The sequence below is a fragment of the Janthinobacterium amylolyticum genome, from assembly GCF_051380655.1.
GTDB lineage: Bacteria > Pseudomonadota > Gammaproteobacteria > Burkholderiales > Burkholderiaceae_D > Janthinobacterium.
In genome coordinates this window covers 45,720-58,882 of the sequence record NZ_JBNYXL010000001.1, presented here as the reverse complement: position 1 = coordinate 58,882, position 13,163 = coordinate 45,720, and the positions used below count along the sequence as shown (strand labels likewise).

General features: G+C 64.5%; 11 protein-coding genes. 4 read left to right on the top strand and 7 right to left on the bottom strand.

Going from position 1 to position 13,163, the window contains the following annotated elements; genetic code table 11:
- Positions 1–15 precede the first annotated feature (15 nt).
- Positions 16–660: an EcsC family protein gene (locus ACQ4WR_RS00295; RefSeq protein ID WP_436484504.1), complete on the bottom strand. Its 645-nt coding sequence runs from the start codon at positions 658–660 to the stop codon at positions 16–18.
- 477 nt (positions 661–1,137) lie between these two features.
- Positions 1,138–3,147, bottom strand: coding sequence for a glycoside hydrolase family 3 protein (locus ACQ4WR_RS00290; protein WP_436484503.1), 2,010 nt, complete (start codon positions 3,145–3,147; stop codon positions 1,138–1,140).
- A 208-nt stretch (positions 3,148–3,355) separates the two neighbouring features.
- Here ACQ4WR_RS00290 and ACQ4WR_RS00285 point away from each other — a divergent pair, with 208 nt between their 5' ends.
- Positions 3,356–4,387, top strand: coding sequence for a helix-turn-helix transcriptional regulator (locus tag ACQ4WR_RS00285; protein WP_436484501.1), 1,032 nt, complete (start codon positions 3,356–3,358; stop codon positions 4,385–4,387).
- Here the strand turns inward: ACQ4WR_RS00285 and ACQ4WR_RS00280 are convergent.
- Entirely contained in the window at positions 4,384–5,187 is an 804-nt protein-coding gene (locus ACQ4WR_RS00280) for an NADPH-dependent F420 reductase (protein ID WP_436484499.1), read from the bottom strand. The two genes, ACQ4WR_RS00285 and ACQ4WR_RS00280, sit on opposite strands and share 4 nt — an antisense overlap.
- Before the next feature lie 41 nt (positions 5,188–5,228).
- Here ACQ4WR_RS00280 and ACQ4WR_RS00275 point away from each other — a divergent pair, with 41 nt between their 5' ends.
- Positions 5,229–5,621, top strand: a complete 393-nt coding sequence (locus ACQ4WR_RS00275) for a winged helix-turn-helix transcriptional regulator (RefSeq protein WP_034755697.1) — start codon at positions 5,229–5,231, stop codon at positions 5,619–5,621.
- Here ACQ4WR_RS00275 and ACQ4WR_RS00270 read toward each other — a convergent pair.
- From ACQ4WR_RS00270 to ACQ4WR_RS00260, 3 genes are all read right to left on the bottom strand, one after another.
- Positions 5,618–8,695 carry an efflux RND transporter permease subunit gene (locus ACQ4WR_RS00270; RefSeq protein WP_436484497.1) on the bottom strand — a complete coding sequence of 1,026 codons (3,078 nt, stop codon included), beginning with the start codon at positions 8,693–8,695 and terminating at the stop codon, positions 5,618–5,620. The genes ACQ4WR_RS00275 and ACQ4WR_RS00270 overlap by 4 nt on opposite strands.
- Positions 8,692–9,807, bottom strand: a complete 1,116-nt coding sequence (locus tag ACQ4WR_RS00265) for an efflux RND transporter periplasmic adaptor subunit (RefSeq protein ID WP_436484496.1) — start codon at positions 9,805–9,807, stop codon at positions 8,692–8,694. The genes ACQ4WR_RS00270 and ACQ4WR_RS00265 overlap by 4 nt, the downstream gene beginning before the upstream one ends.
- Positions 9,808–9,890: 83 nt before the next feature.
- Entirely contained in the window at positions 9,891–10,511 is a 621-nt protein-coding gene (locus ACQ4WR_RS00260; protein ID WP_436484494.1) for a TetR/AcrR family transcriptional regulator, read from the bottom strand.
- Between the two features lie 93 nt (positions 10,512–10,604).
- On the opposite strand from ACQ4WR_RS00260, the gene ACQ4WR_RS00255 reads away from it, so the two are divergent.
- Positions 10,605–12,074: an efflux transporter outer membrane subunit gene (locus ACQ4WR_RS00255; protein WP_436484492.1), complete on the top strand. Its 1,470-nt coding sequence runs from the start codon at positions 10,605–10,607 to the stop codon at positions 12,072–12,074.
- A gap of 133 nt (positions 12,075–12,207) precedes the next feature.
- A complete protein-coding gene (locus ACQ4WR_RS00250; protein ID WP_436484490.1) occupies positions 12,208–12,663 on the top strand; it encodes a GNAT family N-acetyltransferase in 456 nt (151 codons plus the stop codon).
- Here ACQ4WR_RS00250 and ACQ4WR_RS00245 read toward each other — a convergent pair.
- Entirely contained in the window at positions 12,660–13,055 is a 396-nt protein-coding gene (locus ACQ4WR_RS00245) for a winged helix-turn-helix transcriptional regulator (RefSeq protein WP_102296799.1), read from the bottom strand. The genes ACQ4WR_RS00250 and ACQ4WR_RS00245 overlap by 4 nt on opposite strands.
- Positions 13,056–13,163 lie beyond the last annotated feature (108 nt).

Sequence of the window (13,163 nt, the reverse complement as noted above, 5' to 3'; positions counted from 1 at the left end):
TGGGCTGCATTACATTCAAGACGCTTGTAATTCAGCGCAATCAATAAATGTATTTCTTGCAAAATTTCCAATCAAATTTGTCGTTACTGCATCAACAGTTCCGCCAACCACTCCACCAACAAATGGAACGATTTTTACCAGATTGACCACCCCTTTTTCGCCGAATTTGGTGAGCAAACGGAAACCAACCCGCTGATTTATTGTCGTTATAGTTTTGGTGGAAATATTCTTGATTGCACTCATAGCCAGCTTGGTTCCAACTAAAATACCGGCATCCTTTAAAATATCTTTCGCGGCTTCGCCCGCAAGACACGCATAAACCAGTGTCCTTACCCTGTCACTGCGCAAGTCCTGCCCGCACATTTTGGCAATCGCTGCAATCATTCTAATTTGCACGTACATCACGGATGCGATATTTGCGGGAATGGTGACCGGCATGGTGATAATACCGCCCAAGCCAGTAATGAATCCAGATGTTCCCGCCTTGGTATTTTGCCACCGGATCAATGAATTGATTTTTTCCTCAAGTGTGCCGTTTCCTGCAAGGTACTCGTCCGCCATTTCACCTGCGGAATCAAGGCCAGGAACTCCATTAACCGCCTTGTCATAAGCCCAGTCCAGCGCCTGCATTACTTTTCCATGCGTCAAATCATTAGCCACGAGATTTTCTTTCTTTGAGTATTGTTTTGCGAATTTAACACAGTAATTTCCAAAAAGCAACACACTCGTTTTCTCAAACAGGAAAGAAAATCCAACTCTCACACTTTCAATGCAGGCCCATTCTTACTTTCATAAAATAGGTTTAAAAATCACTCCACTAGCCCGATCTTGACTGTTTCCGCTGATAGTCCACAAAAGTTCAGCAGAAAGTAAGATTTTTTCAATATTGGATAAAGCAGCGGCGCAGAAAAAATGGGCGACAATTGTTGTCACCCATTTTTGGTAATGCATTACAGCGCTGAAAAAACCATGGCGAGCAGACGAAAATGATATCCGACTAGTAAGGTGTCACGGCGGCACAATAAACATCGGACGGAAAAGTACGACGCGTAGCTGGTCTTGACAACTACACTTCATTCAAGAAACCGCCTGCTGTCTTCCATTCAGCAGGCATTTGGCGTGCTCGATAGGGGAACCTCAGTACCCCAAGCCGTAACCGAACTTGTACAGCGGATGCGCCGTGTCATACGGCACGTCCGATTTCTGCACCTGCACTTCGGCCATTGACGACGGCAGTTCGAACGGCAGCTTGCCTTGCGGCTTGGCCTTGCCCGTCAGGACATCGAACAGCGCGCCGTCGCTGACGCCAAAGTTGGCGACGATGGCGCTGGCCTTGTCCTGCACGTTGCCGAGGATGGCCGGGCGGTCCAGGTAGACGGTAACCACCGTCTTCGGCGCGAATTTCGCCGCGTTCTTGATTGCCTCGTAGTCGGCGTCGCCGTCGACATAGTTCAGGCGACCTTCATGCTGCATGCTGCCGAAGATGTAGTTCGGGTGCAGGATCTCGAAAGGCGCCGCCACGCGCAGCAGGGCCACGTCGGCTTCCTGCGGCGTCGCCACCACGGTGTAGCCGTATTGCTTGGCCACGGCAGGATCGATACCGTACAGGTAGACTTTCTTGACGCTGGCCGCCAGCGGCAAGACCTTGTCCTTGTTCTCCAGCAGGACCAGCGAACGACGCTGCGCATCCAGGCCCGCCTCGACGAATTCCGCCTTGCCCACGGTGGCCGCCGCCTTGGCCGTATCGACAAACGGATGCTCGAACAGCCCCTGCTTGAATTTCTGCACCAGGATGCGCCGCGCCGAGGCGTTGATGCGCGCTTCCGTCAGCTGGCCGCGCTGCACGGCTTGCGTCAGGTAGGGTGCTTCCGTCACGCCGCCAAACTGGTCCATCCCCGCCGTGACGGCCTTGACATAACGCTCGGCCTTGGTGGCGTCTTCCATGCCCCACGGCGTACCAAAGCCCATGAAGGACGGCGCGACACCAGGTGCGGTGCCGTTGCGGCAGTTGGCATCGCAGTCGGAGGTGATGCCCCAGTCGGACAGGATCACGCCCTCAAAACCGTATTTGCCGCGCAGCAGATCCGTCAGCATGGTCTTGCTGAAGCCGGCCGCCACTTGTTCCAGGGTGATGCCGTCGATGGTGATGTTCCCGTCCGGCAGCGCATAGGTCGGCATGACGGAGGCCGCCTTGGCCGTGAACGCGCCTTCGAACGGTTTGACGTGGTAGGCGAAGTTGTTGCCCGGGTAAGTCATGTAGCGGCCATAGTAATTGTGGCCATCGTAACCTTCTTTCGTCGCGCCGTAGCCGACCCAGTGCTTGACGACGGCCACCACGCTGCCGTCATGCAGGCCCGTGTTGCCATCCTGGAAGCCCTCGATATAGTGCTGCACCATGCGCTTGGTCAGGTCCGCGTCCTCGCCGAAGGTGCCGTTGATGCGCGACCAGCGCGGCTCGGTGGCGAGATCCGCCTGCGGCGACAGCGCCTGCGTGATGCCGACGGCCAGGTATTCCTGGCGCGCGATGTCGCCGAAGCGTCGCACCAGCGCATCGTCGCCGATGGCCGCCAGGCCCAGGGTTTCCGGCCACTGCGAAAAGCCCTGGGTACCGGCGCTGGCGCCCACCGTGTACTGGAAATGGTGGCGCGGATCCGTGCTGATGGACACGGGGATGCCATGGCGCGACGTCTCACTCAGAGCCTGCACCTTGTTGTACTGCGCCGCCATATTGGCCGCGTCGCCCGCCATGCGGGTAATGAAAGTGTTGACGTACTGCTTGACGATCAGGTCCTGCAGGGCCGCCAGATCATACGCGCCGCCCTGGCCGATGCCGGTGGGATCGGCCACGGTGGGCGCCGTGCCATGCATCATCAGGCCGGCTTTTTCGTCCAGGCTCATGCGCGACAGCAGATCGTCGGCGCGCGCTTCGGCGGACAAACGCCAATCCTCGTACGGGTCGATCTTGCCGTTGCGGTTCATGTCCTTGAAAGTATAGCCGTCGACCTTGAGCTGGCTGTAAGTGGTGGCGCCGAACACGGGCTGCGTGTAATCCTCGCTGACGGTGTCGTTGCCGCAGGCGGCCAGGGCAAGCGTGGCGACGCAGCCCGCGACCACGCGGGCCATCGGTTTCATTGTGCAATTCATCATGATCTCCAAGACTGTTTTTGTAGGTATCCGGGTGGCATCAGGGCCAGCCCGAAATCAATATAGCGTGAGAATGCGTGAGTTTCTTGACTGCGCAGCACGCGTTTTATACCCGCGAAAACAATTTTTGGTTAGACGGCACGACAACCAACACTTTCCTACAAAGTGCTAATATTTGTGAAAAATTACTACAACAAGCAGGAGACACACCTTGCACAAACCCGATACGCGCACGGTTTCGAACCGGATCGCGCAAAACTACGCGCGCGCCATGCAGGCCGATGGGCACGATCCCGCCGACTTTTTCCGCCACACGGGCATCACGCCGGCGCAACTCACGGAACCCGGCGGGCGCATCAACGCCGAGCGGCACCGCCGCATGACCGTCTACGCCCAGCATCTGCCGCCGCACCGCGGCATCCTCGACCTCGACGTGACGCACTGGTTCGCGCATTTTTCCGGCATCGCCCACGTCTGCTTCAACCGTCCGACGCTGCGCAGCGCCCTGCACGAGCTGCTGCACTTGCGCGGCCTGATCGGCGAATTTGATTTCATGCTGATGAGTGAAAGCGGCACGCGCGTCGAGATCGAATACCTGTCCGAGTTCTGCCCGCTGGGCGGCGCCATGCAGGCGCTGGCCAATTTCCGCATGCTGTCATTGGTGACGCGCGCCTATGACGCGGGCACGCCGACGGCTTTTCGCGCCAGTTTCCGCGGCAAGGCGCCGCGCTTTGCGCCGGCCATTGCGGAATGCTTCGGCGCCGCCGCCGAATTTGGCCAGGCGCGCAACACCCTGGTGTTTGACGCGCCGGGACTGGACCTGCCCTTCGCCCAGTTCAACGCCATGCTGGCGCCGCACGCGCTGCGCCACGCGCAAGGGCAATTGCAAAAGCTGCAGGGGGCGCAGCTGTTTTCAGCCCGCGTCGAGCAGGCCATCATCGATTTGCTGGGCCAGCAGGCGGACGCGGACGGCGCCTCGCTGCTGCCGGCCCTGTGCGACGGCCTGGCGATGAACCGCTGGACCTTGCAGCGCCAGCTGCAGCAGGAGCAGACTTCGTTCCGCGCGCTGGAACTGCGCGCCAAGAGCCGCGAATCGCGCCGCCTGCTGCGCGAAACCAGCATGAGCGTGGCGGAAATTGGCGACCGCCTGGGCTTTTCCTCGCAAAGCGCGTTCACCCGCTTCTTCAAGAACCAGTTCGAACTGCCGCCGGCACGCTACCGGCAGGATGCGACCGGGGCCTAGACGACGTTCAGTCGCCGGTTCATGGCGACGATGTCGTCATGGCTGGCATGCGCGCCCAGCTTGGCGAACTGCGCCGGCATCTGCTCGCGGATCGCCGCCGCCTTGCCCGGGACCGCCGCGGCAAGCGCCCTGGCCATGGCGGGCGCATCAAGGTCGCAGCAGTAGGCTGGCGTGCAAGGTTGCTGACGCCAGGACTGCGCCAGGGTGCCACCGTCGACCGCGTCAAATCCGGCCTGCTCCACCAAAGTCCTCGCCGTCTGCACGGCCATCGCGTCATCTCCGGCGACGGCAATCGAGAGGCGGCCCGGCGTGCCTGCAGGCTGGCCCAGCGCGGCCAGCGTATGCGCCAGCACATTGTTGAAGGCCTTGACCACCGGACGCCCCAGCTGGGCCGACACCCAGGCACTTTCGGCCATTCCCGCATCGATCTGCGCAATCGCCGCGTCACGCATGCCTGGATAGTAATTGCTGGTGTCGATCACCGTGACCTGCGGCGGCACGGCGTCGAACAGGCCAGCAGGCAGGCTGTCCATGGCCGGCAGTGGTATGGCCAGTACCACCACGTCCACGCCGTCGACGGCGCCATGCACATCGGCCGGCACCGCGCCGATGTCGTCGGCCAGACTTTGCACGCCTTTGACGCCGCCGGAATTGGCCACCCTCACCTCATGTCCGGCGGCCAGCAGCTTGCGCGCCAGGGTTGCGCCGATATTTCCCGTTCCAATAATACCTATCTTCATGTTCATGAGCTCCGTGTCGTTGATTGTCCAATGTGCTGTGATTTTAGGAGCCTTATGCAATAATGGGAAGTACCCACCAAAAAGTAAGTAACCAACATATCATGACAAAACAACGGGAATGGAATTGTGGCGATCCGCAGAATCGCCGCGACTGGGCCGACGCTACCACCGAGACCTTGCGCGTACTCGAAGGCAAATGGAAGATCATCATCCTGTGCCAGCTGTTTGCGGCCAAGGCGCCCTTGCGCTTTTCCGACCTGGAGCGGCTGATCGAGGAAGTCAACCAGAAAATGCTGATCCAGCAGCTCAAGCAGCTGGAAAAGGACGGCATCGTCGTGCGCAAGGTCTACGCGCAGGTGCCGCCCAGGGTGGAATATGCATTGAGCGAGATCGGCCATGCACTGGGGCCGTCGATGCAGGCGCTGATCGAGTGGGCCGAACTGCGGCGCGCACGCCTGGCGCACGCCGCTGCCGACCCTGCCGCACCAGATTAAACCGGCGGCACTGCCCTTGCCTGCGGCCGTATGCGGAACCAGATCGCATACATGGCCGGTAGAAAGACCAAAGTCAGCACCGTGCCGGCAAACGTGCCGCCGATCAGGGTGTAGGCCAGGGTACCCCAGAAAACCGAATGGGTCAGCGGGATGAAGGCCAGCATGGCTGCCAGCGCCGTGAGGATCACGGGCCGCGCGCGCTGCACGGTCGCTTCCACCACGGCGTCGAACGGCGCCAGCCCGGCCGCCTCGTTCTGATGGATCTGGCCGATCAGGATCAGCGTGTTGCGCATCAAAATGCCCGACAGCGCGATCAGGCCGACCAGCGCATTGATGCCGAACGGCTGCTGGAACAGCAGCAAGGTGGGCACCACGCCGATCAGGCCCAACGGGCTGGTCAGGAACACCATCACCATCGCCGAGATCGACCGTACCTGCAGGATGATCATCAGCAGGGTCAGCGCCAGCATGATGGGGAACAGCGGCAGCATGGCTTGCGTCGCCTTCGCCGATTCCTCGATGGAGCCGGCCTGCTCGATGCGGTAGCCGGCCGGCAGCTTGTCGATGATGGCTTGCAGCTGCGCCGTAATGGTGCCCGAGACGTCCGGTGGCTGCAGGCCGTCGGCGATATCGCCGCGCACGGTGATGGTCGGCTGGCGGTCGCGCCGGCGCAGCACCGGTTCTTCCGAACGCACTTCCACGCTGCCCACCTGCGACAGCGCGATGCGCTCGCCATTCGCGCCGGCCAGGGTCAGGTCGGCGATGCGCGCCGGGTCCAGCCGCACGTCACCGGCCGCGCGCGCCACCACCTGCACCGTGCGGATATCTTCGCGCACGGCGGTGACAGGCACGCCGCGCAGCAGGAACTGCAGTTGCTGCGCCACGGCGGCGGACGTCAGGCCCATCGCCTGCAGGCGCTCCTGCTGCAGGCTGAAATGCAGGGTAGGCGTGCGCGTGCCCCAGTCGGTATTGACCGTACGCATCAGCGGGCTGGCCTGCATCACGGCTTGCACCTGGCCGGCGATGCCGCGCAATACCTCGGAATCCGGGCCGCTGACCCGGTAGGCGACGGGAAACGGCGAGTACGGGCCGAACACCAGCTGCGTCACGCGCACGCGCGCTTCGGGCGCCAGTCCGGCGGCCACCGCCACGCGCAAACGCTGCTTCAAGGCGTCGCGCGCCTGCTGGCTGTCGGTGCGCACGACGATCTTGGCGAACGACGGGTCGGGCAATTCCGGCCCCATCGCCAGGTAAAAGCGCGGCGCGCCCTGGCCCACATAGGCCGTGACGATCTTCGCCTCGCTCTGGCGCGCCAGCCACGCTTCCACCCTGGCCGCCGCGCCGCTGGTCTGGCCGATCGCGCTGCCATACGGCAGCTGCACTTCGACCAGCACTTCAGGACGGTCCGAGATGGGGAAAAACTGCTTCTTGACGACGGCCATGCCCAGCACGGCCAGCACGAACAGGCCGATCACGGTGGAAAACACCAGCCATTTGCGCGCGATCACACGCCCCAGCAAGCGGCGAAAACGCTGGTAGCGCGGCGTGTCGTACAGCGCAGCGTGGCCGCCGGCGACGTGTTTCAGTTCCGGCAGCAGTTTCACGCCCAGGTAGGGAGTGAACACCACCGCCACCACCCACGAGGCGATCAGCGCGATGCCGACGATCCAGAACATATTGCTGGTGTACTCGCCGGCGCTGGAGCGGGCAAAGCCGTTGGGCATGAAGCCGACGGCCGTCACCAGGGTGCCGGCCAGCATGGGCGCGGCAGTGTGGCTCCAGGCATAGGCGGAGGCGGCGATGCGGCTGTAGCCCTCTTCCATTTTCACCACCATCATTTCAATGGCGATGATGGCGTCGTCCACCAGCAGGCCCAGGCCCAGGATCAATGAACCGAGGGTGATGCGGTCGAAGTTCTTGCCGGTGGCCGCCATCACGATGAACACCACGGCCAACGTCAATGGCACGGCGGCGGCCACCACGATGCCGACCCGCCAGCCCATGCTGACAAAGCACACCAGCATCACCACCAGCAGCGCGGCGAGGAACTTGAGCATGAATTCGTCGACGGCCGCGCCGATATTGACGGCCTGGTCGGTGACCTTGGCCAGGCTCATGCCCAGCGGCATGGCGGTGCCGATGGCCGTCACTTCGCGGTCCAGCGCCTTGCCCAGGTCCAGCCCGTTCCAGCCGTCGCGCATGACCACGCCCAGGAGCAGCGCCGGCTCGCCGCCATTGCGCACCAGGAAACTGGCCGGCTCTTCCTGGCCACGGCGCACGGTGGCGATATCGGACAGGGCCAGGGTGCGCCCCTGCGCCGCCACGGGCGTGTCGCGGATCTTTTGCAGCGCGTCGAGCGCGCCGTCAAGGCGGATGAACACCTGCGGCCCGCGCGTGTCGACCGAGCCGGCCGGCGTCAAGGCGTTCTGGCCGTTCAGCGCGGCGAACACGTCCTGCGCCCGCACGCCCAAGGTGGCCAGGCGCTCCTGCGAAAACTCGACGTAGATGCGTTCGGCCTGCTCGCCGATGATATTGACCTTTTTTACGCCCGGCACGTGCAGCAGCCGCTGGCGCAGCGTTTCCGCCTCGCGCACCAGCAGGCGCTGCGGCTCGCCCTTGGCTTTCAACGCATACAGGGCAAACGTGACGTCGGCGTATTCGTCGTTGATCATCGGACCGATCACGCCGGCCGGCAAATTGGCCGCCTCGTCGCCCGCCTTCTTGCGTGCCTGGTAAAACTCGGCCTGCACCTGGTCCGGTGGCGTGCTATCGAGCAGGGTCAGGGTGGTAAAGGCCAGGCCAGGCGTGGTGTAGGTTTCGGCGCGCTCATACCAGCGCAGTTCCTGCAGCCGCTTTTCAATCTTTTCGGCCACCTGGTCCTGCATTTCGCGCGCGCTGGCGCCGGGCCAGGCGGTGACGATCGTCATCACCTTGACCGTGAAGGCCGGGTCTTCCGCGCGCCCCAGCTTGAAGAACGACAGCAGGCCGGCCAGGGAAATGAGGCAGATCAGGAACAGGGTGACGGAACGTTCGCGCACGGCCAGTGCGGACAGGTTGAAGCGGGCCGCGCTCATGGACGCGCTCCCGCGCCGGCGGCCAGCGGCACGACCGGCGCCGTTTCAACCCTGATCCGCTCGTCCTGATGCAGCAGGTGGGCGCCCAGCGCGACGATGCGCTCGCCCGCCTTCAGGCCGCTGACGTCGGCGCCGTCCTCGTGCAGCCGGCTGACCTTGACGGGCCGCCAGCTGACCTGCGCCGGCTCTCCGGCGATCACCCACACGCCCTGCCCCTTGCCTGCATCATGCAGCGCCGCCAGCGGCACTTGCACACTGTCGCCGGCGGCTTGGGCGCCGGCCAGGCGCAAGGTGACGGTGGCGCCCAGCGGCGCGCTTGACAGCGCCGCGTCGAGCACATAGCGCGCCTCGAAAGTGCGCGTTTGCCGGTCCGCCGTCTGCGACAGCTGGCGCAAGGTGGCCGGCACGCTGGCTCCCGGCCTGCCGAACAAGGTAGCCTGGGCGGTGGAACCGAGCGCCGGACGCAAGGTTTCCGGCAGCTGGATCGCCGCTTCGCGCCGGCCGTCATGGGCCAGGCGCACCACCGACTGCCCGGCCGCGACCACCTGGCCCGGTTCGGCCAGCGTCTCCATCACGACGCCGTCGGCATCGGCCAGCAGCACCGCGTAGCGCAGCGCATTGCGCGCCACCTCCGCCTCGGCTTCCGAGGCCTTGAGCCGGGCGGCTGCCGCGTCAGCGGCCGCCTTCACCTGGTCGTAACCGGATGCCGAGATGGCGCCCGTGCCGCGCAGGTCGCGGTAGCGCGCTTCTTCGTCCGCCGCCTGACGCGCGCGGGCGCGGTCGGCCGTGACGGCCTCCTGGCGCGCCTGCGCCAGCAGTTGCAGATCGTCGGCGTCCAGGCGCAGCAAGGGCTGGCCACGGCGCACGGCCTGGCCGGCATCGACCAGGCGTTCGCTGACCTTGCCGGCCACGCGAAAACCGAGATCGCTCTGCACGCGCGGCGCGACCACGCCCGTAAAGCTGCGCGCGCCAGATTCGGCGCCCTGCACCGCGACGGCCCGCACCAGCGGCGTGGCCGTGCGCGGATCGGCCTGCGTCTTGTCGGCGCAAGCGCCCAATACCAGGGGTAAAGAGGAGATAACAACAGATGAAGCGAGGCGGCGCCAGCGCATAAGAATCCCATGAACGAGTGATCAGGGTTCTCATTCTGGTACTAGTGACCAATTAAGTCAATCGTCACTTATCATGCAAGCGGCTATGGCGACAAACTGCGCAGCACCAGGCTGGACAGCTGCACCACGGCCGTATCGCTGCTGTCGACGCCATGTTGCAGCAGCAAGGGATTGACGTAGGGGCGCATCACCAGGTAGATGGCGCTGGCGGTCTCGTCGAGCGGCGTCTTGCGTTCGAAGTCACCTGTCTTGCGCCCCTGCTGCAAGATATCCAGCAGCAAGGCGCCCATTGCCAGCTCATAGGCCAGCACGGCGGGCCAGCGTTCGGTGGCGGCCGAGGCGGCGATGTCGTACAGCTTGCGGTCCTGAAAAAACAGCCGCAGGCTGGACTCGACGCTGGCCCTGAACATGCGTCTCAGCTGCTCGGGCGGCTGGCCGGCCGCCGCCACCGCCGCCCTCACCTCGGTTTCGATCTGGCGCAGGCAGTTGCCGCAGATATGCTCGCCGATGGCTTGCTTGGATTCGAAAAACTTGTAGATGTAGGCCTTGGAAAAGCCGATCGCCCTGGCCAGGTCGGAAACGGTCGTCTTCTCATAGCCGTAGAGGCTGAAATACTCGGTGGCGGCGGCCACAATCTGGTCGCGCACGTCATGGCCGGCGGGGCCGCGCGCAGGGCTGGGTGTAGCAGGTGTGGTGGAATTCATGGCGACAGCTTAACGCGCCGCGCCAGAATGCACAATAAGTGACCAAAGTGTATTATAGTCACACTCTATTCTCTTTTGAACTGGAAAGCCATCATGCCACTGCCCCGCCCGCGCCTCCCCTTCATGCTGATCGCCGCCAGCCTGGCTACCGCCGGCTGCACCGCCGGTGCCGACTACCGCCGGCCCGAACTGCCGCAAGCGGCGCAGTACCGGCACCAGGCGGCGCTTGGCGCGCGCCAGGCCAACGACGCCGCCGAACTGCGGCAATGGTGGACCAGCTTTGGCGACCCGCGCCTGACCCGTCTGGTGACGGTGGCGCTGGCGCAAAACCTCGACCTGGCGCAGGCACAGGCCAGGGTCACGCAGGCGCGCGCGGCCACCGGTGCGGCCGACGCCGCGCTGCTGCCGTCGGCCAGCGTGGACGGCCAGGCGGCGCGCGCCTACCAGTCGGTGCAAACGCCGCTGGGCCAGGTCTTGAATGCCACGCCAGGCTACCAGCGCGCCGGCAGCGCGCGCGAACTGAACCTGCAGGCATCGTGGGAACTCGACCTGTTCGGCGGCCTGCGGCGCGAGCGCGAAGCGGCGCGCGCCGATTATGAAGCGAGCGACGCGGCATGGGCCGCCACGCGCCTGGCGGTGGCGGCGCAAACGGCCGACCTGTACCTGGCCATCCAGGGCCTGCAGGCGCGGCTCGATCTGGCGCGCCGCCAGGTCGACACCGACGCGGCGCTGCTGGAGATCGCCACGCTGTTGCATGGCAAGGGGTTGCTGAACGAGCCGGCGCTGCGGCAGGCCGAAGCGTCGCTGGCGCTGGCGCGCGCCGCCGTGCCCGGCCTGGACACGGCGCGCGAGGTGGCACTGCATGCGCTCGACGTGATGCTGGGCGCCGCGCCCGGCACCTACGGCACCGAGATGGCAGCCGCCGGCGCGATGGCACGCGCGCCGCGCATCACGGCCGGCGGCGCGCCGGGAGAATTGCTGCGGCGCCGGCCCGACCTGATCGCCGCTGAACGGCGCCTGGCCGCCGCCAGCGCGCGCACGGGCGCGGCCGTCGCCGAGTACTACCCGAAACTGAGCCTGGGCGCCCTGCTTGGCAGCGCCACGGCCAGCGGCACCCTGTTCGGCAGCGGCTCCGGCCAGGCCGCCGGCATGCTGGGCATGCGCTGGCGCCTGTTCGATTTCGGCCGCATCGACGCGCAGATCGAAGCTTCCCGGGGCCGGGAAGCCGAGCTGCTGGCGGCCTACCGGCTGGCCGCGCTGCATGCCGCCGAAGACGTGGAAAACGCCTGCTCGGCCCTGTTGCGCCACGCAGAGCAGGCCGCGCTGCTGGCACAGGGCGTGACAGCGCTCGAGCGCGCCCGCGCCGCCGCGCTGGACGCCTACGACAAAGGCGTCACCAGCCGCATTGCAGTGCTGCAGGCCGACACCAGGCTGCTGCAAGCCGCGGACGCGCGCGCGCAGGCGCAAACGGCATCAGCGCGCGCCGCCGTGGCCACTTACCGGGCGCTCGGCGGCGGCTGGCAGGGGCCGCAGGCGGAAACTGAAGCGGTGGCGGCCCGGTAAATGCCGATGGCGGCCCGCCACGGCCGCCACGCCCTCATCACTCCACCGCTGTCTGGCGCACGCGGTGAAATAGCCTTGCCAATTGCTTAAGTCTTGCGCATACTGCCAGGCCCTGCTTTTATTGCCACCGACCATGAGCATCAGCCTGCGCGCCGTCACGGCCGACAATTTCGACATCGTCAGCGAACTGCCGCTGCTGCCTGAGCAGCGCGACTATCTGGCCAGCAACGATTACTCCATGGCGCAGGCCAGCTTCCACCCCGCCACCATGCATACGCGCGCCGTGTATTGCGATGAGGACGTGATCGGTTTTCTGATGTTCGTCTCGCCCGACGAGGAAGACCCGCCCGGCTACTACCAGATATGGCGCTTCATGGTCGATCACCGGCGCCAGGGACAAGGCCTTGGCCGGGCCGCGCTCGGCCTGGCGCTGGCGGAAATCCGCGCCCGGCCGGACGCGCGCAGCATCGAGATTTGCTACAAGCCAGGCAATGCCAACGCGAAACAGTTCTATGCCAGCATGGGCTTCGTGGAAAAAGGCATGGATGCCGATGGCAACGACATGCTGGCCGTCATCGAACTGTCTTAAGTATCCGGCCCTGCACCCGCATCGGCTCTGGCGTCAAATGCCTGCCGCGCCGCATCGATGGCGTCGCGGTGGCCATACGCCCAGACGCCCAGCGCGCTGATGGGGATCAGCAGGGAGCGCCCCAGGTCCGTCAGCGCATAGTCGACGCGCGGCGGCACGGTGGGAAACACGGTGCGCGTGACGAGACCATCGCGCTCCAGGCCGCGCAGGGTCAAGGTCAGCATGCGCTGCGAAATGCCGCCGATCACGCGGCGCATCTCGTTGAAACGCTTGGTGCCGTTGCCAAGCAACATCACCACCATCACACTCCATTTGTCGCCCACGCGCGTGAGGATGTCCGTGATCGGACGGCACGAGTCCGCCACGCCCGCATGGCCGCCCTGGTCGCGCATGCGCCGTTCCAACTCGGCCCCGCGCGCGGCCATGTCGTCCATGGTCACATCCGTGTGCCCCAGTGTGGAAAAAGTGCCTTCTTGTGCGTTCATTTGATAGTCACTATA

Bases quoted from the DNA above. Each gene is read 5' to 3' on its own strand.
- ACQ4WR_RS00250 (WP_436484490.1), top strand. From the start codon at position 12,208: ATGAGCATCAGCCTGCGCGCCGTCACGGCCGACAATTTCGACATCGTC.
- ACQ4WR_RS00260 (WP_436484494.1), bottom strand. From the start codon at position 10,511: ATGAATTCCACCACACCTGCTACACCCAGCCCTGCGCGCGGCCCCGCC.
- ACQ4WR_RS00270 (WP_436484497.1), bottom strand. From the start codon at position 8,695: ATGAGCGCGGCCCGCTTCAACCTGTCCGCACTGGCCGTGCGCGAACGT.
- ACQ4WR_RS00275 (WP_034755697.1), top strand. From the start codon at position 5,229: ATGACAAAACAACGGGAATGGAATTGTGGCGATCCGCAGAATCGCCGC.
- ACQ4WR_RS00245 (WP_102296799.1), bottom strand. From the start codon at position 13,055: ATGCGCGACCAGGGCGGCCATGCGGGCGTGGCGGACTCGTGCCGTCCG.
- ACQ4WR_RS00265 (WP_436484496.1), bottom strand. From the start codon at position 9,807: ATGCGCTGGCGCCGCCTCGCTTCATCTGTTGTTATCTCCTCTTTACCC.
- ACQ4WR_RS00290 (WP_436484503.1), bottom strand. From the start codon at position 3,147: ATGATGAATTGCACAATGAAACCGATGGCCCGCGTGGTCGCGGGCTGC.
- ACQ4WR_RS00255 (WP_436484492.1), top strand. From the start codon at position 10,605: ATGCCACTGCCCCGCCCGCGCCTCCCCTTCATGCTGATCGCCGCCAGC.